Annotated in this window: 19 protein-coding genes and 2 tRNA genes; 12 read left to right on the top strand and 9 right to left on the bottom strand. The window is 67.2% G+C overall.

Going from position 1 to position 22,355, the window contains the following annotated elements; genetic code table 11:
- Nucleotides 1-141 precede the first annotated feature (141 nt).
- The 7 genes from ACFO60_RS05835 to ACFO60_RS05805 form a co-directional block, all read right to left on the bottom strand.
- Nucleotides 142-1,176 (bottom strand): cellulose binding domain-containing protein, encoded by a 1,035-nt coding sequence (locus ACFO60_RS05835; protein WP_380837916.1) that lies wholly within the window; start codon nt 1,174-1,176, stop codon nt 142-144.
- A 345-nt stretch (nt 1,177-1,521) separates the two neighbouring features.
- On the bottom strand, nt 1,522-2,118 hold the full coding sequence (locus tag ACFO60_RS05830) for a DUF3592 domain-containing protein (RefSeq protein ID WP_380837913.1): 597 nt from the start codon (nt 2,116-2,118) through the stop codon (nt 1,522-1,524).
- Between the two features lie 198 nt (nt 2,119-2,316).
- Nucleotides 2,317-3,654 (bottom strand): Dyp-type peroxidase, encoded by a 1,338-nt coding sequence (locus tag ACFO60_RS05825; RefSeq protein ID WP_380837911.1) that lies wholly within the window; start codon nt 3,652-3,654, stop codon nt 2,317-2,319.
- A gap of 19 nt (nt 3,655-3,673) precedes the next feature.
- Nucleotides 3,674-4,690, bottom strand: coding sequence for a hypothetical protein (locus ACFO60_RS05820; RefSeq protein WP_380837908.1), 1,017 nt, complete (start codon nt 4,688-4,690; stop codon nt 3,674-3,676).
- 26 nt (nt 4,691-4,716) lie between these two features.
- Nucleotides 4,717-5,250, bottom strand: coding sequence for a hypothetical protein (locus ACFO60_RS05815; RefSeq protein ID WP_380837905.1), 534 nt, complete (start codon nt 5,248-5,250; stop codon nt 4,717-4,719).
- A 242-nt stretch (nt 5,251-5,492) separates the two neighbouring features.
- A tRNA-Ser gene (locus tag ACFO60_RS05810) sits at nt 5,493-5,570 on the bottom strand.
- Nucleotides 5,571-5,954: 384 nt separating this feature from the next.
- Nucleotides 5,955-8,672, bottom strand: a complete 2,718-nt coding sequence (locus ACFO60_RS05805; protein ID WP_380837902.1) for an RICIN domain-containing protein — start codon at nt 8,670-8,672, stop codon at nt 5,955-5,957.
- A gap of 1,113 nt (nt 8,673-9,785) precedes the next feature.
- Between ACFO60_RS05805 and ACFO60_RS05800 the strand changes: the two genes are divergently transcribed.
- Nucleotides 9,786-13,145: a tetratricopeptide repeat protein gene (locus ACFO60_RS05800; protein WP_380837899.1), complete on the top strand. Its 3,360-nt coding sequence runs from the start codon at nt 9,786-9,788 to the stop codon at nt 13,143-13,145.
- Between the two features lie 731 nt (nt 13,146-13,876).
- On the opposite strand, the gene ACFO60_RS05795 is transcribed toward ACFO60_RS05800, so the two are convergent.
- The gene (locus ACFO60_RS05795; RefSeq protein WP_380837896.1) at nt 13,877-14,281 is read right to left on the bottom strand and encodes an ATP-binding protein; all 405 of its coding nucleotides are present in this window, start codon (nt 14,279-14,281) and stop codon (nt 13,877-13,879) included.
- A gap of 153 nt (nt 14,282-14,434) precedes the next feature.
- Here ACFO60_RS05795 and ACFO60_RS05790 point away from each other — a divergent pair, with 153 nt between their 5' ends.
- The 11 genes from ACFO60_RS05790 to ACFO60_RS05740 all read left to right on the top strand — a co-directional run bounded on the left by ACFO60_RS05790 (nt 14,435) and on the right by ACFO60_RS05740 (nt 22,116).
- Nucleotides 14,435-14,743, top strand: coding sequence for a putative quinol monooxygenase (locus ACFO60_RS05790; RefSeq protein WP_380837893.1), 309 nt, complete (start codon nt 14,435-14,437; stop codon nt 14,741-14,743).
- Nucleotides 14,740-15,942: a helix-turn-helix domain-containing protein gene (locus ACFO60_RS05785; protein WP_380837890.1), complete on the top strand. Its 1,203-nt coding sequence runs from the start codon at nt 14,740-14,742 to the stop codon at nt 15,940-15,942. Before ACFO60_RS05790 ends, ACFO60_RS05785 begins: the two co-directional genes overlap by 4 nt.
- 325 nt (nt 15,943-16,267) lie before the next feature.
- The gene (locus ACFO60_RS05780; RefSeq protein ID WP_380837887.1) at nt 16,268-16,606 is read left to right on the top strand and encodes an SCO3933 family regulatory protein; all 339 of its coding nucleotides are present in this window, start codon (nt 16,268-16,270) and stop codon (nt 16,604-16,606) included.
- Complete coding sequence (locus ACFO60_RS05775; protein WP_380837884.1) at nt 16,599-16,811, top strand: hypothetical protein; 213 nt, start codon at nt 16,599-16,601, stop codon at nt 16,809-16,811. Before ACFO60_RS05780 ends, ACFO60_RS05775 begins: the two co-directional genes overlap by 8 nt.
- Nucleotides 16,812-16,846: 35 nt before the next feature.
- On the top strand, nt 16,847-17,971 hold the full coding sequence (locus ACFO60_RS05770) for an FtsK/SpoIIIE domain-containing protein (protein WP_380837881.1): 1,125 nt from the start codon (nt 16,847-16,849) through the stop codon (nt 17,969-17,971).
- Nucleotides 17,972-17,976: 5 nt separating this feature from the next.
- Nucleotides 17,977-18,624 carry a DUF2637 domain-containing protein gene (locus ACFO60_RS05765; protein WP_380837878.1) on the top strand — a complete coding sequence of 216 codons (648 nt, stop codon included), beginning with the start codon at nt 17,977-17,979 and terminating at the stop codon, nt 18,622-18,624.
- A gap of 14 nt (nt 18,625-18,638) precedes the next feature.
- Complete coding sequence (locus ACFO60_RS05760; protein WP_380837875.1) at nt 18,639-18,995, top strand: hypothetical protein; 357 nt, start codon at nt 18,639-18,641, stop codon at nt 18,993-18,995.
- A gap of 16 nt (nt 18,996-19,011) precedes the next feature.
- Nucleotides 19,012-19,197, top strand: a complete 186-nt coding sequence (locus ACFO60_RS05755; protein ID WP_380837872.1) for a hypothetical protein — start codon at nt 19,012-19,014, stop codon at nt 19,195-19,197.
- 101 nt (nt 19,198-19,298) lie between these two features.
- Nucleotides 19,299-20,696 carry a replication initiator gene (locus tag ACFO60_RS05750; RefSeq protein ID WP_380838098.1) on the top strand — a complete coding sequence of 466 codons (1,398 nt, stop codon included), beginning with the start codon at nt 19,299-19,301 and terminating at the stop codon, nt 20,694-20,696.
- Nucleotides 20,678-20,863: a helix-turn-helix domain-containing protein gene (locus ACFO60_RS05745; protein WP_380837869.1), complete on the top strand. Its 186-nt coding sequence runs from the start codon at nt 20,678-20,680 to the stop codon at nt 20,861-20,863. Before ACFO60_RS05750 ends, ACFO60_RS05745 begins: the two co-directional genes overlap by 19 nt.
- Entirely contained in the window at nt 20,860-22,116 is a 1,257-nt protein-coding gene (locus ACFO60_RS05740; protein ID WP_380837866.1) for a tyrosine-type recombinase/integrase, read from the top strand. The genes ACFO60_RS05745 and ACFO60_RS05740 overlap by 4 nt, the downstream gene beginning before the upstream one ends.
- Nucleotides 22,117-22,181: 65 nt before the next feature.
- On the opposite strand, the gene ACFO60_RS05735 is transcribed toward ACFO60_RS05740, so the two are convergent.
- A tRNA-Thr gene (locus ACFO60_RS05735) sits at nt 22,182-22,254 on the bottom strand.
- Between the last annotated feature and the right edge of the window lie 101 nt (nt 22,255-22,355).

Raw genomic sequence — 22,355 nt, 5'->3', positions numbered from 1 at the left:
CCGCGGAGTTATCCACAGTATCCACAGACTCGTACACAGGTTCGAATATGATCACTGGATGTCGCGGGGCAGCCGTCCGGCCGGGGCGTTACCGGCCTGCGGCATGCCGCAGGCCGCCCCGGCCGGAACTCGAAGAGCGGGCTAGCTCGACGATGTTCGGGTGCAGGTGACCGTGGCCGAGTAGCCGGTGCCGTTCGAGGTCGCCAGGAAGCCGAACGTGGTGGAGGCACCGGGGCTCAGCACTCCGTTGTAGCTCTCGTTCCTGATCCTGTACGGGCTGGCGGTGTCGTCGGTGCGGCCGCCCCAGATCTGCGTGATCCGATGGCCGGCGGCGAAGGTGAGCGTCACCATCCATCCGGTGGTCGCGGTGTTTCCGGTGTTGGTCACGGTCACCTGCCCCTGGAACCCGCCGGACCAGCTGACCATCGAGCTGTACACGGCCGCGCACGGGTCAAGATTCGGGCACGCGGGGACGGTGACGAGGATGGGAGCGGTGAAGGAGGACGTGTTCCCGGCCGCGTCACGCGCCCGGACCTGGAAGCGGAAGATGCCCGGACCGGACTGCGTGAACGACGTGGTCGTCGAGGTACCGGCGGAGACGAACGTGCCACCGTCGCTGCCGGACGCACGCCAGATCTCATACCCCGTGACACCCCTGTTGTCCGTCGAGGCGGTCCAGGTCAGCGTCACGGAGCCACAGGTGACGCTCGCGGCCGGCGTCCCCGGCGTGGTGGGCGGCTGCGTGTCCGGCGGCGGCGGGCTGGTCGGGCACGGCGGCGGCACGGCGAGGACCGGCGCGGTGAAGGCCGAGGTGTTGCCCGCGGCGTCACGCGCCCGGACCTCGTACCGGGACGCCCCGTTCATGGGTTCGGTGAACGAGGTGGTCGTGGTCGTGCCGACCGAGGTGAACGAGCCATTGTTGGGCGCGCGGTAGACGTCGTAGCCGGTGACCCCGACGTCGTCGGTGGAGGCGGTCCAGTTCAGCGTCACCGTCAGGGTGCAGCTGACCAAGACCCTCAGCCCGGTCGGGACCGTCGGCGGGGTGGTGTCGGTGAGCGTGCCGCCCACGAGGGCGGAGGTCGGCGCGGCCGCGGCGGGGACCGCGGGCGTGGTCACCACGAGTCCGGCCAACGCGGTGAGTGCGACAACGATGGCGTACACAAGTCGCCGTTGCATGATGACTCCCTGACGGGCGGGGACGAGAGCGCCGGCACGTTCGGTCCACGCTGTCTTCAACGCGGTGTGCGGACGGTAGACGCCTACAGCGCCCCATGTCGAGACCGCGACCGGGCGGCCCGTGAAAACGCCAGGTCGCGCCTGGAAGTTTCAGCGCAGCGGCCTACGGAGGCGATCCCCGGTCAGGGAGCGCCTACTGTACGCCCTCCGGCCTTGATCCGATGCAGGGTCGCGCTCCGGTCCGCCCCCGGTGACCTGCATCGACAGGTCCAAGTCGGTCACGCCGACTCGCTCAGCCGCACCGCTCCCCGCTGCCGGCGCCGCAGGCGGCACCTCGTCGTCCGGTCACGACGCCAATCGTCGTCCCATGCGCCTGCGTCGCCACGATTCCATGCGACTCCAGCCGAACAGGCGGGGACCTAGGCGCCACGTCGCGATCGCCAGAGGAACGAGCAGGAGGACTACAGCGGCGCTCAGCCAATGCGTCGCGTGGACGAACTTCGCCCTCCTGTCCAGCACTCCACCCACCGGGTCCAGTGGATCGTAGAGCACCTGCCGAGAATCATCTATCTCGGGAGGGCCGTCCCAACGATGGACACCAACTCTCGCTTCAATCGCGACGCCGTCCCGCGTGGTGAATCTGACTTCCGGCTCATTGGGAAAATTCTTTCGATAATGGACGTCGACGACCGTGGCCGTAGCCGGGATACCGTGTTCCTGCAGTCGCCGCAGTCCCCGGTAGTCGTCCACTGTCGCGATCGCGACGACGACGGCCGCCACCATGAGCAGGATCGCGATATCTCCATGCATCGAGGACAGCCGATCGCGCGTCGACAGTTGAGAATAAGAAGAAGAGTCGCTCGACGCAGAACCATCCAGCGTGCCGGGCTGATGAAGTTGTCGACGGCTACGCTTCCTGCGGGCGGTCTTACCGCGGCCCATCGCACTCCTATTCCGCTTATACCGCAGATCAACGATGTGTCACCGCGCACGGTTCCCACCGGCAGAAAAAAGCCGAGCCGCGCCTCGGACGAAGACAGGCGCACCCTGCGATGATCGCAAGGAGCCTTCGAGCTGGAGCAGACGAGGGAAGCGAACACAACGAGTGGGCGGTCACCGCGGACGGGACAGTCCTCAGCTTCAGTCTCGGAGATCTCCGAGCCAGCGCAGCGCGCGAAGTCCGGGCATGAAGCAGTATTCGCCGCCACGCGTGACGACGAACCGGGGCAGCGCGTGCAGGCGCCGGCGTACGGGCCGCCGGGGGATCGTGAAGTCACGGCGGCCGTGATCGGAGCCGATGATGGGATCCCGCTCGTCGCCGCCGCCGAAGAAGACGCCGCTGTTCATCCACTCGGACTGGACGAATTCGAACTGCCTGCCGAGGTGTGCTCCGATGAAGGCGAACATGAGTCCGCGGTCGACCCCGTCGTCTTCCATGACGCCTTCGGGCAGCGGCGGGCCGTACGCGGTGCCACGTCTGATCATGCGGTGCAGCCTGGGCGATCCGGCCACCGACGCGTCGCGGGGATTGCCCCGGCGGATGTGGCAACCGCCGGGGGTCGTGTAGCCCGACGGATCGTCGCGCTCGTACAGGAAAGTGTTGTTGCGGCTCGGGTCGGCGCCAAGGTCGGGGGCATCGCGCAATGGGGTCAGGGCCAGTGGTGCGCCGCTGCGCCAGCGTCCCATGATCTTGGCTGCCAGCAGTTCTTCGTCTTGGGGGCTGGTGGAGTTGTCCCTCAGGTAGCGCCGGAAGGCGCCGACGCGTTGGTGGAGCTTGCGGAAGGCCAGGTAGGTGCCGTTACGGCCGAGCACCTCGGGGCGGAGTGTTTGGGTGCCGCCCATCTCGTCGGGGTATCCGAGCACGAATTCGCCGGCCTTGAGCGGTGGCTCCAGCCGGTTCGATCCGGGTACGCCGCTGCCCTCGACGGCCGGGTTGCCGATGCCGTCGCGGTAGCCGAACGGTTCGGTCTGGGTGGGCAGCGCGTGGCAGTTCTGCCGCCAGATGGCTGTGACGCCCGGAAGGGCGTCCAAGGCCGGACGGGCGCGCGCGAGGGCGGTCTCGAGTCGTGCGCTGTCGGGAGCGAGCGCCACCAGCACCACGTGGACGTCGGGTGTGCCGAGTGGTGGTTCCCAGTTGCCGGGACCGTTCTCGCCGATGTCGCCGAGCGCCTTGGCCCGTGCCGCCATCCCTTGGCGGAACTCCCAGGCGAAGGTGTCCAGCGAGTCCTGCGGCACGCCGAGTGCTCTGAGGCCGTGGTAGGTGACGGCCACGCTCACCCAGGTCTCGCCCAAGGGGGTCGCCGAGTCGGCGGCCGAGGTCACCACCGCGCTCGCGCGCCGCATGAGTTCCCTGCCATGCGCGGGGTCGTCGATCCGCAACAGGACGTACGTCGCCGCGTACGGCGTCGGCCGAGGGCTGAGCACGCCGCGCTGGATGTCGTGGAGTTCCAGCGCGCCCCGCGTTCGGTCGCCGACCACGGCTCGCCTCCCTATGGCGCTACTTCGCCGAGGCGAGATTTCCCCAGAAGGCGCGCAGGCTCTCGTCGGCGCCGAACAACGTGCTGAAGATCGTCGAATCCGCCATGATCACATCACCGGCCCGATCGCCGCCGGGCGGCATCCACAGGAACATGTTGAACTCGGTGTTGCCCGCCTCGGTGAAGGGGTGCGGCCGGGCGGTGTCGATGGGCTGCCTGCCCAGCACGTGGATGACGTCCGGGTCGTCGGTGACCACGGCATAGTGCGGCAGGTGCTGGTGGAAGTTGAAGCTGGACACTCCCTCCAGCCATCCCCTGGTGTCGAGATCCCTCGCGATGGACAACGGGGCGATCTTGTTGCCGTCCCTCACCGCGGGCCGCAGCCCATATCGGTTCTCCACGGGCACTCCAAGACCCGCCATCAACGATCTGGTGTATCTGCCGAAGCGTTGCCGGCGGGGCACCAAGGGGTCACCGTGATGGCGGTACTCGATGTCCCGCACGGCCATGTCGTCCGATGCCCCGACGTCGTGATGCGGCCCCAGGGCCAGACAGGTTCCCTCCCGGGTGAGGAAGTCCCGTACGGCCTCGATCTCCTCGGGCGCGGCCTCCTGCCCGGTGATCATGTGATCCAGCCCCCACACGAACAGGGTGTCGGAGTCCGCCAGGACGCGCCCATCCAGTGGGGTGTGGAAGCCCGCCTGATCGACGCGCTGGTACACCGGAACGGCGTGGCCGGTGGTCTCCTCGATGAACTGCTGGAACGGAAGCCAGCCCCGGAAGAACAGCTCCAGCCCGCCCGAGATGCCCTGCTGGAACCGCAGCGGATCCGACCATCGCGGGTCCTCGTAGGCCGGCCACGCCACCCGGCGCACCTCGGTCATCGTGGAGAACCGGTCGTCCAGCTCGGACGTGTTCCGGCCCGCCTCCGCCGGGTAGCTCCACGCGACGTAGATGCTCAGCCGCCGCCGACCTGCCGTGTACCGGCGCGGCACATGGTGCTGGTTGTAGGTGCGCGCGGTCCTGAACTCGCTCATCTCGCCCCCCGTGACCCGTGCGGATGTCACTGCAGCTGGTCGAGCATCTCCGACAGAGCGCTCTTGATCCGCAGAGCTTTCTTGATCTCGTCGGCAGTGACGTACGGATACTCCCCGTACTCGATGAAACTCGGGCAGTGGTGCGCACGAACGAACCGGACGAACGCCTCCGGGTCGGTCTTCCAGTCCTCAGGAAACCCCTCAAGGTTCTCGAAAGCCGTACTCACCCCTGACCTGCTGAAAAGGTCGACGGCGTCTTCGGTGTACTTGTCGAAGTCGGTGTCGAAGATCCCCTGGTACATGAACCGCGTGTCGTCGTCGAACAGCACCCAGCGCAGATAGTGCAGCTTGAGCGGCGCGAGCAGATGCGGGTTCGCCTCCAGCGCCTTGGCCAGCATGTGGCCGTGGTCGCGGATCGCCTCCGCACGGCCGGGCTTGACCTTCGCGATGATGGTGAACCCGTAACACGCCGGGGTCTTGGGGAAGACGGGGCCGTACTTCCCCTGTTCCAGATGGCCGGTCTCCTTGGGAATGACGACCGCCTGGGGCGTGATCTCCATGCCTGTCCCTCCCTCACATGATCAGGGGGAACGGACCATCGCTACCTACCTGCCATGAAATCACGCCGTCCCTGCCCCCTCAGCGAGCCGGGGCCGACAAAGAAGCTCCCGGCCGTCGACCGCCCCCACACCGTCCAGCCACCAGCCCCAGCACGACCGCACCGCCCACGCGCACGCGCACGCGCACGCGCACGCGAAGGCAAAGGCCCCCGGCGGTTGTCGCGAGGGGCCTTTCTGAGGGGAGCCGACGAGGGGAATCGAACCCCTGACCTAAACGCCCCTCATAGGGATGGCGGCGGTGATTGAACCAACACGACGGCCGTAGCGCCCATCACCATGGACCGTCGAACGCTGCGGCCCCCCCGAGCTGTGCGAACAAGCCATGGGGATCTCCCCATGGTTGTAGGAGCCGGCCGACGGTTGCGGAACCTCCCCCAGCGTGGGGGTCCTTTGAGCCGTCATTGATCGAACCCCCATGGGGGTTCGATCAATGACGAGCGCCTACCGCTCGCGAGCGAGGCGGTTCGACGCGTTCACCGCGGTGGTCTGCCGGCCCGTACCGATGGGAGCGGAGACAAGGTGCTCGGTGGTGGTCGCCTGCCGACGTTCGGAGTCGACATCTCGCCGTTACCCCTGGCCGCAGGGCCGAGCGGCCAGGGGTAACGGTCAACGCCGCGGCAGCAGGCGCGAACCAGGTCGTCCGGTCAACTCTGGGTCAGTTGCCACTGCTGGTTGTTCCCGCCGTTGGCGGCCCACTGCACGACCTGCGCTCCGTCGCTCGTCGAAGCACCGGAGACGTCCGCCACCAGTCCGCTGTTGCGGCTGACGATGGTGTAGTAGCCGCTGCCGGTGGATCGCAGATACCACATCTGGTTGGTGCCGCCGTTGGCCGTCCACTGCTGCAGTTGCAGCCCGGCCGTGCTGCTGCCGGCGTTGACGTCGAGCATCTTTCCAGTCGGGACGTACTTGAGGGTGTAGGAGCCGTCGGAGGTCGTGGCGATGGTCCAGGTGGCGCTGCCGCTCTGCTGGACCACCTTGGCACCGTCGGCGGTGGAGTTGCCCGCGACAGCGAGCGGCTTACCGCTGTTGCGGTTGACGATGCGGTAGGTGCCCGGTGCGGGTCCGCTTCCGCCGCCTCCGCTGAGGTTGAAGTACTCCACCGCGTCGGTGAAGACGGGGCTACCGGACTTCGTGGTCGACAGCTGCAGGTACACGCGGCTGCCGCTGGCCGGGGTGGTGAAGGACACCGGCTGGGTGACCCGCGAGCCGAGCGGGACGGTCAGGGTCGTGCTTCCGGACGCCACGACCGCGCCGTTCGGCGCGTCGAGCCGCGCCGTCCAGGTGAAGCCCACCGAAGTGTCGGCGAAGTCGTCGTTGAAGACGGTGATGTTACGGGTGACCGTGGCGTTGCGGGCGTAGGTGGGCACGGCCTGCGGCAGAGGGAAGGTGCCGTTGGAGTCCGAGGCGCCGGAGGCGGACCAGTACGGGAGGTCGACCGCTGCCACCGGGTTGAACGCCGCCTGCACGCGCTGGATCTGCGGGTTGCTCCAGGGGTCCGGGAGGTTGTCCGCGCCGTAGATGGGGTGACCGCCCTCCTCGGGGGTGAAGTCGGTGGAACGCACGCCGGGCACGACGCTGGCCCAGGCGGACAGCAGCGTGTACGGACGCAGGTCGGCGGCGCCCTTGCCGCGCTTGGCCAGGGTCGCCGTGGCGAACCACTCGAAGCCCTGCTTGTTGTTGCATGCCGGCCAGATGTACTCGCCCTCGCCCTCGGGCCGCCCGTTCACGGTGATCAGGCCCTCCCCGTACCTGCCGAAGCCGTCGACGTAGTGCGAGATCACCGCGAAGTTGGCGTACGTCATCCCGGGATACATGTTGAGATTCGCGCCGACGCCCAGCTCGACAATGATCGGCCGGGTGCCGTCGGCGCCGTTCATCGCCGCGTACAGGTCCTTCTCGAACTGTTCGGAATCCTGGCCGCTCTGGTTCGGCTCGTTGTTCTGACTCCAGCGGATGACCGCGGGGTGGTTGCGGTCGCGCAGGACCAGCGCACGGGCGTGGTTGACCATGTTGTCGTGCCCGGTGATCCAATCCTGCCCGGACTGGGAGCCGCGGATCGCGACCTCGTCGATCACCATCAGGCCCATCTCGTCGGCGACATCCAACATGTACGGGCTGGCGGGCTCCTGGTGGATGCGCACCACGTTGTAGTTGAGCCGCTGGTAGTTGTCCACGGCCTGCGGCCAGCCGCCGTTGCCGGACGACGGGGGCAGGAATCCGGGCAGCGTGTCGAAGGCGTCGCCCTTGCCGCCGTTGTTGATCCGGTCGTAGTCGGCACCCTGGAGGTTGTCGCCGCGGAAGTTCGCGCGCACGCCGTTGATGTAGTAGTACTCCCCGTTCTGGGTGGCCTCCCGGAACCCGAACCGGTACGTCGCGTCACTCGTGCGGCCGTCGTCGGTCGCGGCGTGAACCTTGAGACGGTGAAGCTGGGCTCGGTAGCCCGACCGGTAGGGGACGTTCGGCCACCAGTACGAGGCGCTGCCGAGGTTCCACGCGACGGAATCGACCGTCACCTTGGCCGTCGACCGCGCCCCCACGGTCACGGTGCGCGACGGCAGCGCCGGGTAGGAGAACGTCCCGCCGCCGTCCGAGGAGAGCTCGCCGGTCACCGTCACCGATCGAGCGCTGGTCGAGGTGTTGGTCACCCACATGTCGTAGCCGAGGGTCTGATTCGCCACCGACGTGCGGACGAACGTGTCACTGACGTACACCGCCGGATACACCCGCAGGAACGCGGAGCGGTAGATCCCCTGGGGGACCGCCTCGGACCACTCGGCGGCGTCGGGCACCAGGTACCGGCCATTGGACGCCTTCAACGCGCCGCGGCCCTTCACGTCGACGCTGATCGTATGAGTGGTGCCCGGGGCGGCGTAGGCGCTGATGTCGAACTTCGACGGAGTGAAGGCCGTGGTCTGCGTCGCGACCACCCGGCCGTCCACCGACAACGTCGCCTGGTGGTTCACGGCGCCGAACTCGATCCACGCCGACTGCGGCTGCCCCGAGTCCGGCACCGTCACCGTACGCGAGTACACCGCCTGGGACACATCGGTGAACCCCTGCTTGTACCAGCCGCCTCCGGGCACCTTGATCGACGTCGTCGCCCGGCCCGCCGGGGTGAAACTCCACGTCCCGGCGAGATCGACCGAAGCGACCGCGGCATTGCCCGCGGTGAAGCCGTCGATGTCCCCAGCGGCGGCGGCAGCCGTCGCGGTGGACTCCGACGCGGTGGACTCCGACGGCGCGGACCGCTGTGCCGCGACAGCCGGCTGAGCCCCGATCGTCGCGACCAGCAAGGCCGCCACCACAGCCGGCCACCTGCTCGCCGTGCGTCGAGGACGGGAGGAGGGGTCGCTCCGCTTCATCGGCAATCCTTTCGGGTGAATCCCGTGTGTGAGGCACTTCCCGGGTCCGGCCGCCGCTCCGCGGGCACCACCGCCCGGCCGTTCAGGCCGTCGCCGTTCGTCGGCGAAAGCCGACGGCTTGAGGGGGCATCCGGTCTCCTCGTAATGGGAGCGTCGTATCGGTTCGACGGCATGGCCGGACATCACATTTAAGGCCCAGGCCCCCACCTGTCAATGCTCAGGGCTCCACATAGATCGGATCACTTCGGCCGTCTGGCTCCCATCACGCCCGATGAGATCACGCGGTCCTGGACGTCGTGTAATTTTCAGGCTGCGTTGGACGCCTCGAACACGGCTCCAAGATCGAATCGGCATGCTCAGGACCATCCAGACCTGTGTCGAACCTTCACAGTTGCACGAATCGATTCGATGCCGTCGGGCGCCTGGTAGAGGAATGGGCCACCTACGGCCCTACGCCGGCAATGACGAACGCGCCGATGCCCTCGGAGACTTCCTGCACCGCTACAACAGCGGCGACAGCGGTTGCGTCTTCACCGCCGAACTCGGGCGACCGTTGCCTCCACGAGACGTCGGCGACCAGTTCTCCTGCTCGCCTGCCAGGCAGGGCTCCTGCCTACGGCATGCGGATTTCGACCGCGCGCCGGGCTATGCCGGTGAGGGACCGCCGAAGACGAGTTCGCCACCAAGCCGGCTGTACAGCTCAGCCGGTCGCAGTAGATCCGATGATTGGTGATCTTGTCGTTGCCGACGGAGCAGGCGCTGGGGGCGCGGGTGACCATTGCCTGGTCGTCACGAGCTCCCGCGTAGCTCGTGTTGGCGAAGGTGTTGGCAAAAGGCCCCTCGCGATCTTCGCGGGGGGCCTTTGAGCTGGGAGCCGACGAGGGGAATCGAACCCCTGACCTACGGTTTACAAGCCAGGACACGGTCATCCAGGGACGTCTTTCGCTATCTCATGCACGCTGCCCAGGGGCCTAGCGCCGAGATCGTTTTTTATCGTCGTCCATCTGTGTCTCGGGGTGCTGTTAGCACCTGCGTTAGCAAGCTGCTGCGTCGAGGGCTTGCGGTTGGGTAACGAGGCGGACGCAGGCCGTGAGGGTGTTCTACATATGAAATATGGCGATGTGGTGGCGTGTGTCGTTGGTGGTAGCGGTGGCCGGCGTGGTGGGGCTGGTGGCCGCGTTGGTCGACGGCAAACCTGTTTCGGTGGCGGTTTGGGCCGCGGTCGCGGCCGTGGTGGGTGGCTTCGCACCCTCGGTGGTGGAACTGGTGGCGACACGTCGCAAGGGTCGGGAGCTGGCGCGTTCGGTACCAGAGTTACGTCCGGGTACCTGGGGGCCAGCCAGTGTGCTTACGGCGGAGCGAGCGGTGGTGGACTTCGTGGGGCGCACCAAGGAATTGGACGGTCTGCTGGACTGGTGTTCCGATGCAGGAGCGTGCCCGCTGCGGGTGATAACCGGGGGTGGTGGTGTCGGTAAGACGCGCCTGCTGGTGGAGTTGGAGCGTCGTTTGTATGAGCGACGGTGGGGTGTCTTGTGGGTACGTGAGGGCCAAGAGGCTACGGCAGTGGAGAACTACCGGCAGGAACCCCGGGGCAAGGGGTGGGTGCTGCTGGTGGTGGATTACGCCGAGACGCGAACCGGCCTGCGGGAGCTGGTGCGTGCGACGGTGGCTGATGAACAGGTGCGAGTGGTGCTGGCTGGGCGTAGTGCGGGTGAGTGGTGGCGACGCTTGGAGGGTGATGAACGGGTAGTGCGTGAGCTGTTCATACAGGCCGATGCCGAACGGATGGAGCTGACGGCGCGGGTTAGCGAGCGGGCGAGTAACGCTCAGGTGGTGGCAGAGGCGGCTAAGGCGTTCGCGTACCTGTTCAAGCTGGACCAGACACCGAAGGTGGAAGTGGCGGGCATGACTGAGGACGAGCCCGTACCGATCTTGGATCTACACGCGGCGGCACTGGTGGGCGTGCTGCGGTCGGCTGAGCAGTCCAGCGCTACGGTTCGGGTGGAGTTGACGGACGTGCTTGTCGATTTGCTGTCCCATGAGGTGCGGTACTGGCAGGGCAGCGCGGACGCGGCAGGCTTACGTGAGGGGCCGGCGGGATTGCCGTTAGAAGTTTTGCGACAGATCGTGGCGGCTGGGGCGTTGCTCGGGTCTGCGAGTCAAGAACAAGCAGTGGCGCTGGCGGAACGGGTGCCAGGTGTGGTGGGCAGCAGGAAGTTGGCGGAGTGGTTACGGGGGTTGTATCCGCCGGACGCTGGCGGATCGGCATGGTTGGGCTCGCTACGACCGGACAGGTTGGCTGAACTGCACGTGACACGGGAGCTGGCAGCCTCGCCGGAGCTGGCGCAGAGGTGTTTAAGTGATCTGGATCTCGCACAGTCACATCAAGCGTTGATCGTCCTGGGACGAGCGTCGGTGGACTACGAACCGGCGCAGGAGTTGCTGCAACAGATCCTGCCGTTGGTGGCGCAGGTGGCGGCGGATTTGGAGGCGCCACGAGAGACCTTGGCGGCGATTTCTGGGGCGATTCCCTACCCGTCGTTGTCCTTAGCCGAAGCGGACGCGATCCTTGCCCGCAAGGTGCTGGACAGCTTTCCCGCTAGGGAGCGTAGTAACGAACGGGCCTACTGGTTGTCGAAGGTGGGAAGGTCGACCGCCCAGCTTGGCCGCCCAGCGGATGCTCTGGCTGCCGCCGAAGAAGCCGTCACCATCTACCGGGAACTAGCCGAACACCACCCCGACCGCTACCGCTCCGATCTCGCCGACTCTCTAACCGCCCTCGGCATCTGGCTATCTGAGCTGGGCCGCTCGAGGGAGGCCCTCTCTCCTGCCGAGGAAGCCGTCACCATCCGCAGGGCACTGGCCGAACACCACCCCGACCGCTACCTCCCCGATCTCGCCGCCTCCCTGATTAACCTCGGGATCTGGCTCTCAGAGCTGGGCCGCCAAGCCGAGGCCCTCCCTCTCGCCGAGGAAGCCGTCACCATCTACCGAGGACTGGCCGAACACCACCCCGACCGCTACCGCCCCAACCTCGCCGCCTCCTTGACCAACCTCAACGTCATCCACTCAGCGCTGAACCGTCCAGCGGAAGCTTTCCATTTCGCCGAGGAAGCCGTCACCATCTACCGGGAACTAGCCGAACACCACCCCGACCGCTACCTCCCCGGCCTCGCCGCCTCCCTGGCCAACCTCAGCGACCGATACCCAAAGCTGGGCCGCTTAGCGGAGGCCCTCCCTCTCGCCGAGGAAGCCGTCACCATCTACCGGGAACTAACCGAACACCACCCCGACCGCTACCGCCCCGGCCTCGCCGCCTCCCTGGCCAAGCTCAGCACCCGATACTCGGAGTTAGACCGCTTAGCGGAAACCCTCTCTCCTGCCGAGGAAGCCGTCACCATCCGCAGGGAACTGGCCGAACACCACCCCGACCGCTACCTCCCCGATCTCGCCGCCTCCTTGACCAACCTCGGCACCCGGTACTCGGAGTTAGACCACTTAGCGGAGGCCCTCCCTCCTGCCGAGGAAGCCGTCACCATCTACCGGGAACTGGCCGAACACCACCCCGACCGCTACCTCCCCGATCTCGCCGCCTCCTTGACCAACCTCGGCGCCCACTACTTACAGCTCGACCGTCCAGCGGAAGCTTTCCATTTCGCCGAGGAAGCCGTCACCATCTACCGGGAACTAACCGAACACCACCCCGACCGCTACCTCTCCGGCCTCCCCAGCGTTCTGACCAACCTCAGCGCCATCTACTCAGTGCTAGACCGCCTAGCGGAGGCTCTCCCTCTTGCCGAGGAAGCCGTCACCATCCGCAGGGAACTGGCCGAACACCACCCCGACCGCTACCTCCCCGATCTCGCCGCCTCCTTGACCAACCTCGGCACCCGGTACTCGGAGTTAGACCACTTAGCGGAGGCCCTCCCTCCTGCCGAGGAAGCCGTCACCATCTACCGGGAACTAACCGAACACCACCCCGACCGCTACCGCCCCGATCTCGCCTCCTCCCTGACCAACCTCGGCACCTACTACTTACAGCTCGACCGTCCAGCGGAAGCTTTCCATTTCGCCGAGGAAGCCGTCACCATCTACCGGGAACTAACCGAACACCACCCCGACCGCTACCTCCCCGGCCTCGCCAGCGTCCTGACCAAGCTCAGCGCCATCTACTCAGTGCTAGACCGCCTAGCGGAGGCTCTCCCTCTTGCCGAGGAAGCCGTCACCATCCGCAGGGAACTGGCCGAACACCACCCCCACCGCTACCTCCCCGATCTCGCCGCCTCCCTGACCGTCCTCGGCGTCACCGTCGCCCTACTGGAGCGCTCGGACGAAGGCTTATCCCTTGTCCGAGAAAGCGTGGACCTGTGGCGGAGTCTGGCTGACCTTGACGCACAACGATTCGGGCCGGAGCATGAAGAGTCGATTGATCTACTGAGAATGCTCACAGAGGAGAAAGCGGGCGGCTCCTGAGCAGGTCACGTCCTCAAGGCGTCGCTCAAGATCCACCATCGGGATGGGAAAGATAGCCGGTGGCAAGCCGGCCTGGAGCGCAGGCCCGCCAGGGCCGAGCACCGGGGCGGCGCGGCAGCGATCGGCCCCGACCCCTCACGGCCAGAGCCGAAGTCTGCCGATCGTCCCACCTCACCGACTACGGGCCGGAGACGCCCCTTGTGATCGACCCTCCACGAGGGTGAGACGGAGGCCGTGACGCTGCAAGCGCGGCTGAGTTGAGCGATTTGAACGGACTTTCGTGGTGAAGGCGCTCGCCTCGTGGTCGATTGCGCGCTGGGCGGTGCCGGCCGCGACCGGCCGAAGAGCCGCAGCGCGGTCGGCGACCGCCAGGCGCGCGGCGGGCCGCGTAGCGGTCCGCCTTTAAAGACGTAGAGAAAGTCCTCATCCGGAAGAACGCAGGCTTTTGTCCTACTTCGGTTGATGCTTGACGGTGTGCCTCCGGCTGATGCTTTACACCTCTTCGGCTGACCTGCGTTTCTGGGTGATCGATGTCGGTCGTCTGGGAGGTCTGGTCAGGCGTTGGCGTACTTGGTGGCGGACGATGCGTTCGGCGAGTTCTTGTGGGGTGTCGGCGGTGAGGGTGGTGGTGCGGCCGTGGAGGGCGTACCAGCGGTAGGCGAAGGGGTTGTAGAGGAAAGCCCAGTGGGGGAAGCGTTCGCGGAGGGCGCTTAAGGCCGATGGCGTGTCGTTCATGGGGTGGGCGGGGGTAGCTCGGCCCAGACGATGCGGCCGCCGGCGTCGCCTTTGACTCCCCAGGTTGTGGTGAGGGCGGTGACGAGGTGGAGTCCTCGTCCGCCTTCGCGGGTGGGGGTGCGGGCGCCGAAGGCGATGGGGCCGCCTTGGTCGGCGATCTCGATGTAGGCGGTGCCGTCGGGGTGGTGCTTGACGGTGGCGGTGAGGGTTCCGCCGGGTTGTCCGGTGTGGGTGTGCTCGACGGCGTTGGTGGCGAGTTCGCTGGCGATGAGATCGGCGTCGGCGTGGTCGGGGAGGTGGGTCTTGACGAAGCGGCGGACCGCGCGCACCTGCTCCACTCGTCCGAGGAAGGTTTGTTGCCATTCTCCGGTGCCTTTGCGGCTGTTTGTGGGTGCGGTCACGTGGGCTCACCTCGCGATCAAGCAGGTCAGGGGCACTCCATCTATGCCTGATACTTAAAGTACGAGTACAGTACTTAGAGTGCAAGCCACTTGCAGTACTTGCCACGCACAATAAGTACTGCTCTGGTAGAGGCTGCGACGAAGGAGGAGTTCATGTTCGGTCTGGTGGTCCGATTCACCTGTAAGGACGAGGCGAGCGCGGCGGCGTTCGATCAACTGGTCGCCGAGACCATCGAGAAGATCCGCGCGGAAGAGCCCGGGACGCTGGTGTACGCGTCCCACCTGGTGGAGGGCCAGCCGCTCCAGCGGATCTTCTATGAGCTGTACCGGGACCGGGCGGCCTTCGACACCCACGAGGAGCAGGAGCACACTCGACGGTTCCTCGGGGCGCGGGATGAGCTGCTGGCCTCGGTCGAGGTCGACTGGCTGTCGCTCCAGACGGGTAAGGGAACGGCAGGGTGAGCACCGAATACCAACGAGCACTAGGCCGGCGGATCGCCCAGGAACGCAAACGGCGGGGTCTGTCGCAACCTGAGCTGGCGCGGCTGGTCGACCGGTCGGTGGCGTGGATCTCCCAGGTGGAGCGTGGTGTTCGCAAGGTCGACCGCATGTCGGTCCTGGAGAAGGTCGCCGAAGCTCTGGACATCCCGTTGTCGGAGCTGGCGGCGGAGGCGCCGGTGGTCGCGGCCTCCGCCGAAGAGATCCCGGGAACGGCGAGTCTGCGTCTGGTGCTCTCGGGGGCCCATTCGCTACGGGCCATGCTGCACTCGGTGCCCGTCCCGCCCACATCGGAGATCAAGCCGCGAGTCGACCGTGCTTGGGAGCTGACGCACGAGAGCCGATATGTCGAGCTGGCCGACCTGCTCCGGGGCCTGGTGCCCGCGCTGGAGACGGCCGCCCGCTCGGCTCCCGAGGAGCGGCGGGCGGAGCTGTTCCAACTGCTGGCGGTGACCTATCAGGCGTGCTCGGCGGCGCTGGCCAAGCTCGGTGAACCCGAGGCGGCGTGGATCGCCGCCGACCGGGCGATCGTGGCGGCGGAACGAGCGGGTGACCCGCTGATGATGGCGGCCGGCGCGTTCCGGCTCGGTTTCGTCTTCTTGGGCGCGCGTCACTTCGACCAGGTGGAGGAGACCGCGCGAACGGCTTCCGAGGCGTTGTGGTTCCTGGTCGACGAGGGCAAGCCCGAGGCCATGTCGTTGTGGGGTGGTCTTACTCTGCAACGGGCCGTGGCCGCGTCCCGGTTGAACGAGGCCGATACCGCTTATCAGCATCTGGCGCGGGCTCGTGAGGTCGCGGAGCGGCTGGGAGAGGGGCGCAACGACTACAACACCGAGTTCGGGCCGGCCAATGTCACGCTGCATGAGGTGGCCGTGGGGGTCGAGCTGGGCGATGCCGGTCACGCGCTTCGGGTCGGGACGGCGGTGGACACTTCGGTGTTGTCTCCTGAGCGGCGTGCCCGGCTTCATGTCGACCTGGCTCGCGCTCATGCGCAGCGCCGTCAGGTCGAGGAGGCCGTGTCCGCGCTGCTGGAGGCCGAGACGATCACTCCGGAGCAGATTCGGAACCACCGGATTACCTATCAGTTGGTGTCCGATTTGCTGACCATGCAAGACCCGCCCTCTCCTGAGCTGCGGGAACTCGCGGACCGGATCGGCGTGTAGAAAAAGTACGTGCACTAATACTAAAAGTACTAGCAGATACTCGCGGTGCGAGGTAGCGTTTGTGTTGTCGCTGAAGCTCTCCTGGACAGGAGGTGACAGCCCAACACAAACGCTCTTCTGCGTTTCAGGGCCGAAACAGAACGACCGCTCACCCCGGAGCGGTACAGGCCACACATGGAAGTGGCCTGAGCGGGAGACCCGCCCAGGCCGGATGCGGTCAGCACCCTAGTTGGCGCTTCGATGCTATCGCCTCCGGATTCTGACGGCGCGTGATCTCCCTCGTCCCCCACGCCTGCTCAGCAGGCAGACGAGAGGTGTGTTCAGCATGCGCAACATCCCCATCCCGGTCGACGTCTCCCGGCTCCAGTTCATCTGCGTGAAGGCTCCGTGCCCGCGCATCATGAACAAGGAGACCGGCGAACTCAAGACCGACAAGACCACCGGCCAGACCGTCTACGAGGTGCTGTTCTCCGTGGAGGACGCCTTCGGCAAGATCGAGCTGGTCAAGATCGGCGTCGTCGGAGAGCCCTCGGTCGTCCCCGGCAACGAGGTCAAGCCTGTCGGCCTGGTCGGCTACGTATGGGAACTGTCGGGACGCTGGGGCATCGCCTACCGCGCCACCTCACTCCTGGCCACCGTCACCGCGGAGGCTCGCGGTGTCTGACCATCTGCTGCTCGCCCTCGGAGTCCTGGCCGCCTCGGCGGCCGGGCTCTGGGCCTGGAGCCGCTGGCACTACCGGTCCTTCTGGCTGTGCCTGCGCTACCCGCTGACCGCCATCACGGTCCGCCTCACCTGGCGCAAGGTCGCCCTCGGCTGCGGCCTGACCAAGAAGCGGCAGCGCTTCTGGTTCACCACCGTCCCGGGCTGATCTCCTCGACCGGCCTGGTCCGCGTCAAACGGCGGTTGCAACGGGTCGCGGTCGACACCAAGCCGTGGATGTGGCTGCCCATGCCGACCCGTCACGGCTGGCGCGTCACCATCCGCCTCCTGGAAGGTCAGATCCCGGAGGACTACGCCCAGGTCGCCGAACGGCTCGCGCACTCCTGGCGCGTCCACGCCGTACGCGTCTCCTCCACCAAACGCGGTCGCGTCACCCTGGCCGCGACCATCCGCGATCCGCTGGTCAGAATCGACCAGCTCCCCGTCTCCACCGAACTGCTCAAGGTCACCGTCGGCCGGTTGGAGACCGGCTCCCCCTGGGTCATCGACTTCCGCACCGTCCCGCACTGGCTCAACGCCGGCGCCACCCAATCCGGCAAGTCCAACCTCGCCAACGCCCTGATCATCGGACTGTCCCCGCAACCGGTGGCAATGGTCGGCTTCGACCTCAAAGGCGGCGTGGAGTTCACGCCATACGAACCCCGCCTGTCGGCCCTGGCCACCTCCCGCGCCGAATGCGTGCAGCTCCTCGATGACCTGGTCTCGCTGATGGTGGACCGGATGGCCGCCTGCCGCACGGCCGGAGCACGCAACATCTGGCAACTGTCCGGCCCTCGGCGGCCGGTCCCCGTGGTGGTCCTGGTCGATGAGCTGGCAGAGCTGTACCTGATGGCCGACAAGTCCGAGAAAGACGAGATCGCCAAGACCTCGACAGCGCTGCTGCGGGTCGCCCAGCTCGGACGGGCGTTCGGGATCTACCTGTTCTGCTGCGGCCAGCGCATCGGCTCCGACCTCGGCCCCGGAGTGACCGCGCTGCGTGCCCAGTGCTCCGGGCGGATCTGCCATCGCGTCAACGACCCCGAAACCGCGACCATGACCCTCGGCGACCTCGACCCCGCGGCCCTGGTCTCCGCACGGGCCATCGCCTCCGAAACCCCCGGCGTCGCGATCGTCGCCGGCCAAGACGGCCAGTGGTACCGGGCGCGCTCCTTCTACGTCTCCGAGCAAGCCGCCGAAGCCGCCACCCGCACCTACGCCAGTCTCACCCCCTCCTGGGCCGAGGTCATGGCCGGTACCCATTGCGCCGAGTTGAGCGATGCCGACCTCGCCGAGTTCCTCGCCCCTGAAACCGCCGTCCTGGAGGGCTGACCGGCATGCGACGCCTCGCCTCCTGGCTGCTGGACTCCGGCCCCGTCATAGTCCTGGCACTTATCGCCGGTGCTGGCTCCTTCTCCCACGTACGACAGACAGCGGTGGAGCACGGGCAGACGGGCCCGATGGCCTGGGCGGTGGCCGTGTGCGTCGACCTGACCTGCGTCATGGCCGCCCGCGAACGGCAACGCGACAAGAAGACCGGCCGCCACCGGACCGGCCCGCTCTCCTGGCCCACCTGCGTCCTGGTCGCCGGAATCATCCTGTCCCTCGCCGCCAACCTCCACCAGGCCGAACCCTCGGTGTGGGGCTGGCTGACCGCAGCAACACCCGCGGCAGCATTCCTCGTCGCCGTCTCGATGCTGGAACGACGCGCGACCGGCCCCCGCCCCGAACCCTCCCCGACCTCGGCCGTCGCCACGCCGGCCACCGTGCTCCCCACCCTCCTACCCGCCGCCGACCGCGCCCAGGGCGACGCCACCGAACCCTCTCCCGCACTCCTCGACTACGCCCGGCGCGTGGTCGAAGAGCACAGCGCCAAACACGGCAAGCCCATCACCCCCGACCTGCTGCGCGCCCGGCTAGGCGTATCGAGCCAACTCGCCACCGACCTACTCCACCACCTGCGCACCGCACCGGAAACACCGTGAAGGGAGCACCATCCATGTCTGTCGACCCCGACCACCGGACGGCCTTCATCACCGGACTACGACGGCTGGCCACCTTCCTGGAGGCCAATCCCGAAGTCCCCGTGCCCAGGTACTCCACCACCATCGGCTACTGCGCGGAGCGCACGGCCGATGCGGAGATGTGCGCTGAGATCGACCGGATCGCCGCGTTGTGCGGCACGAAGATCAACCTCGCCGCCCTGACTCACGACCACTACATGACCGCTCTGCACTTCGGGCCGGTCCGCTACGAGGCCTTCGCGATCCTCGCCGACGCCCGCGCCAGGCACGAAGCATTCAGCAGCTACCACGGCTGCGTCATCCCCGACCACACGGCCGTCTCCACCGCCTGATCAAGGGACCACCACCATGGGCGCCCATCTCGACGACCACCCACAGCACGCCCCGGCTCAGCAGACCCAAGAACGGACGACGACCGAACCGCTTCCGGTGGTCCGCTACCGCTGCGCGACCTGCGGCGGGACCGGCGTCGACAGCATGGCCGACACCTGCCGCGACTGCGACGGCACCGGAGCAGACAACCACGGGGCTTAACGCCTCGGCGCCCCCGGCGTGGCCACACAACCGCCAAGTTCCGCGCCACGTCGGGGGCCATCCCCACCCGAACCCGCAAAGACCCGGAAGGGACACGCCCCATCATCCCCAACCCCCGCGCTCAGCACGCGGTAACCGGCATCATCGCCCGACTCCACGACCCCCAATACGACCGCTGGGCCGCGCAGATCCGCGCGACCGGCGGATGCCGCCAGCCGATCCACCTACGCGGGCGCGTGCGGCACATCGATGCCGCGACCGGTCACGTCCTGCACGCCTACAACACCAACCGGGAACCCGGCGGCGTGCTGCGCGTCCAGTGCAAGACCCGGCGCGCCTCGCGCTGCCCGGCCTGCGCCGAGATCTACCGGGCTGATACTTACCAGCTCATCCGCGCGGGCCTGGCCGGCGGCAAGGGCGTCCCCGACACGGTCACCGCTCACCCGGCGCTGTTCGTGACCCTCACCGCCCCCTCGTTCGGCGCGGTTCACACCCGGCGCGAGCACGACGGCAAGGTCCTGCCCTGCCACCCCCGGCGCGATGCCGGAATCTGCCCGCACGGGCGTCCGCTGTCCTGCACTGCCCGACACGGCACCGACGAGGAACGCCTTGGCGAACCGCTGTGCCCGGACTGCTACGACTACGGCTCAAGCGTGCTGTTCAACGCCCTGGCCCCCGAACTGTGGCGCCGCTTCACCCTCGCCCTACGCCGCAACCTCGCCAAACTGCACGGACTGACGGTCAAGGAACTGGGCGAACACCTGGTCATCTCCTTCGCCAAAGTCGCCGAGTACCAACGCCGCGGCGTCGTCCACTTCCACGCGGTCATCCGCCTCGACGGACCCGGCGGGCCTGACGCTTCTCCTCCGGCCTGGGCCGAACGTGACACCCTGGCGCAAGCCGTCCACCATGCGGCCGGCGCGGTCAGCGTCCCCGCTCCCACGCTGACCGGTGAGCCTGCCCGCGTCCTGCGCTGGGGCGCACAGCTCGACGTCCGGCCCATCACCATCGACGGAGAACTGACAGAGCAGGCGGTCGCCGGCTACATCGCCAAGTACGCCACCAAAGCCGCCGAATGCGTCGGCACCATCGACCGGCGCATCAACACCCCCGACGAGGTCACCGGCCTGGGCCTGCGTGAGCACCCCCGGCGGCTCATCGCCGAGTGCTTCCGCCTGGCTCAACTCGACCGGCTCAACGAACTACGCCTTGCCCAATGGGCTCACATGCTCGGCTTCCGCGGCCACTTCTCCACCAAGTCACGGCACTACTCCACCACCCTGGGCGCCCTCCGCGCCGCTCGCGTCGACCACATGCGCGACGAGGAGATCAGCACCGGACGCCTGCCCCTGTTCGACGAGGACACCGTCCTTGTCGTCGCGCACTGGGAGTACGCCGGTAAGGGCCTGTCCGCCGGTGAACAGATCATCGCCTCAGCCATCACCGGCAGACCCTTCGTCCTGGCGGAGGAGGTGAGCACGTGGCCAAGCTCCTGCTGACCGTGCCGGAAGCGGTGAACGCGCTGTCGATCTCCCGCGCGCAGCTGTACCGCCTCATGGACTCCGGCGCGATCCCCTACCTCCACATCGGCCGGTCCCGACGCATCCCGCTCTCGGCTCTTGAGACCTACATCGCCGAACTACTGGCGAAGGAGATCGCAGCGTGACGAACACTCTCGTGGCGACTCCGGAGCCGGACGACTCGAACCGCAAGCATGCATCCAAGAGGAACAGTCCGAAGCTGCGTGACGGCGTGATGAAGCGCGGCACAACCTGGTCGTACGTTATCCGGGTCACCGACCCGGAAACCGGGGTCAGCAAGCCCAAATGGGTCGGTGGCTTCACGACCGAAGACGACGCCAAGGCCGCCCGGGACGAGGCGCGTGTGGCCGCCCGGCGGGGCGAGTACGTCAACCGCAACGCGATCACCGTGGGTGACTACCTGGAAGAGTGGATCGAAGCTCACTCGGTGGAGATCAAGCCCAAGACGCTCCACGGCTACCGAATGCTGATCAGGCTTTATATCGTGCCCCGGATCGGGAATCTCCGGCTCCAAGCGGTTCGGCCCGCGACGATCACGAAGCTGTACCGGGACTTGCTGAATGGCGGCGGGAGGAACGGCAAGCCGCTGTCGCCTACGACGATCGCGCACGTCCACACCGTGGTCCGCAAAGCGCTGCGGGATGCGGTGGCCATTGACGAGATCTTGCCGAACAACCCCGCCGAACGCGCCAAGCTGCCGCGCAACCAACGTGCCGAACCCGGAACCGTCTGGACTCCGACGCAGCTCCGGGAGTTCCTCAAGGTCGCCGAAGAGCATCGGCTGTTCGCGTTCTACCGGCTCGCCGCGTACACCGGTGCCCGGCGCGGAGAGCTGCTCAACCTGCGATGGCGAGACATCGACCTCGACACACCGGAGGTCCGGATCAAGGGAAGCTCGTCCGTGATCGACGGCAAGCGGGTGGAAGGCACCACCAAGAGCGGCCGGTCGCGCGTGGTGAGCCTGGACGAGGAGACGGCGCAGATCCTCCGGGAGCACCGCGCCCGGCAAGCCGGCGAGAAGCTGGTGGCCGGCGAGGAATGGAAGGGCACGGACGACTACGTGTTCACGACCGGTTGGGGTGAGCCGATCTACCCGGACACCGTTACCTCGTTGGTCCCGAAGCTCATCGCCGCCTACAACGCGCCCAAGGACCGCCCTCGACCGAAGAAGCCGCTCCCCCACGCGAGGCTCCATGACCTCCGGCACATCCACGCGACGACGCTCCTGCTGGCCGGCGTGCCGGTCCATGTGGTTGCCGCTCGGCTCGGCCACGCCGACCCCGCGATCACTCTGCGGGTGTACGCACATGTGATCAATGAGCAGATGGCGATGGCGGCCGACGTCTTCGCGAGCGCCGTCAAGGACGCCGCCGCATAGCTGCTGTTAGCAAAGGTGTTAGCAAAAGGCCCCTTGTGGTGATCGCAAGGGGCCTTTGACGTGGGAGCCGACGAGGGGAATCGAACCCCTGACCTACGGTTTACAAGACCGTTGCTCTGCCGATTGAGCTACGTCGGCGCGTGCTGCGCCCTACGAGTTTAGTCGTATGGCGCGGGCACCGTCACCGATGTTGGAACGCGTGGGACGTCGTCCGCACGCGGGAGGCGGGGGTCTCTCGG

The sequence above is a fragment of the Sphaerisporangium dianthi genome (assembly GCF_042654065.1).
In the GTDB taxonomy this organism is placed as follows: Bacteria; Actinomycetota; Actinomycetes; order Streptosporangiales; family Streptosporangiaceae; genus Sphaerisporangium; species Sphaerisporangium dianthi.
The sequence above is the reverse complement of the archived record's forward strand: the minus strand, read 5'-3'. Positions and strand labels throughout refer to the sequence as shown.

Coding starts and splice junctions, on each gene's coding strand:
- ACFO60_RS05835 (WP_380837916.1), bottom strand. CDS start 1,176: ATGCAACGGCGACTTGTGTACGCCATCGTTGTCGCACTCACCGCGTTG.
- ACFO60_RS05830 (WP_380837913.1), bottom strand. CDS start 2,118: ATGGGCCGCGGTAAGACCGCCCGCAGGAAGCGTAGCCGTCGACAACTT.
- ACFO60_RS05820 (WP_380837908.1), bottom strand. CDS start 4,690: ATGAGCGAGTTCAGGACCGCGCGCACCTACAACCAGCACCATGTGCCG.
- ACFO60_RS05815 (WP_380837905.1), bottom strand. CDS start 5,250: ATGGAGATCACGCCCCAGGCGGTCGTCATTCCCAAGGAGACCGGCCAT.
- ACFO60_RS05805 (WP_380837902.1), bottom strand. CDS start 8,672: ATGAAGCGGAGCGACCCCTCCTCCCGTCCTCGACGCACGGCGAGCAGG.
- ACFO60_RS05800 (WP_380837899.1), top strand. CDS start 9,786: ATGGCGATGTGGTGGCGTGTGTCGTTGGTGGTAGCGGTGGCCGGCGTG.
- ACFO60_RS05790 (WP_380837893.1), top strand. CDS start 14,435: ATGTTCGGTCTGGTGGTCCGATTCACCTGTAAGGACGAGGCGAGCGCG.
- ACFO60_RS05780 (WP_380837887.1), top strand. CDS start 16,268: ATGCGCAACATCCCCATCCCGGTCGACGTCTCCCGGCTCCAGTTCATC.
- ACFO60_RS05765 (WP_380837878.1), top strand. CDS start 17,977: ATGCGACGCCTCGCCTCCTGGCTGCTGGACTCCGGCCCCGTCATAGTC.
- ACFO60_RS05760 (WP_380837875.1), top strand. CDS start 18,639: ATGTCTGTCGACCCCGACCACCGGACGGCCTTCATCACCGGACTACGA.
- ACFO60_RS05755 (WP_380837872.1), top strand. CDS start 19,012: ATGGGCGCCCATCTCGACGACCACCCACAGCACGCCCCGGCTCAGCAG.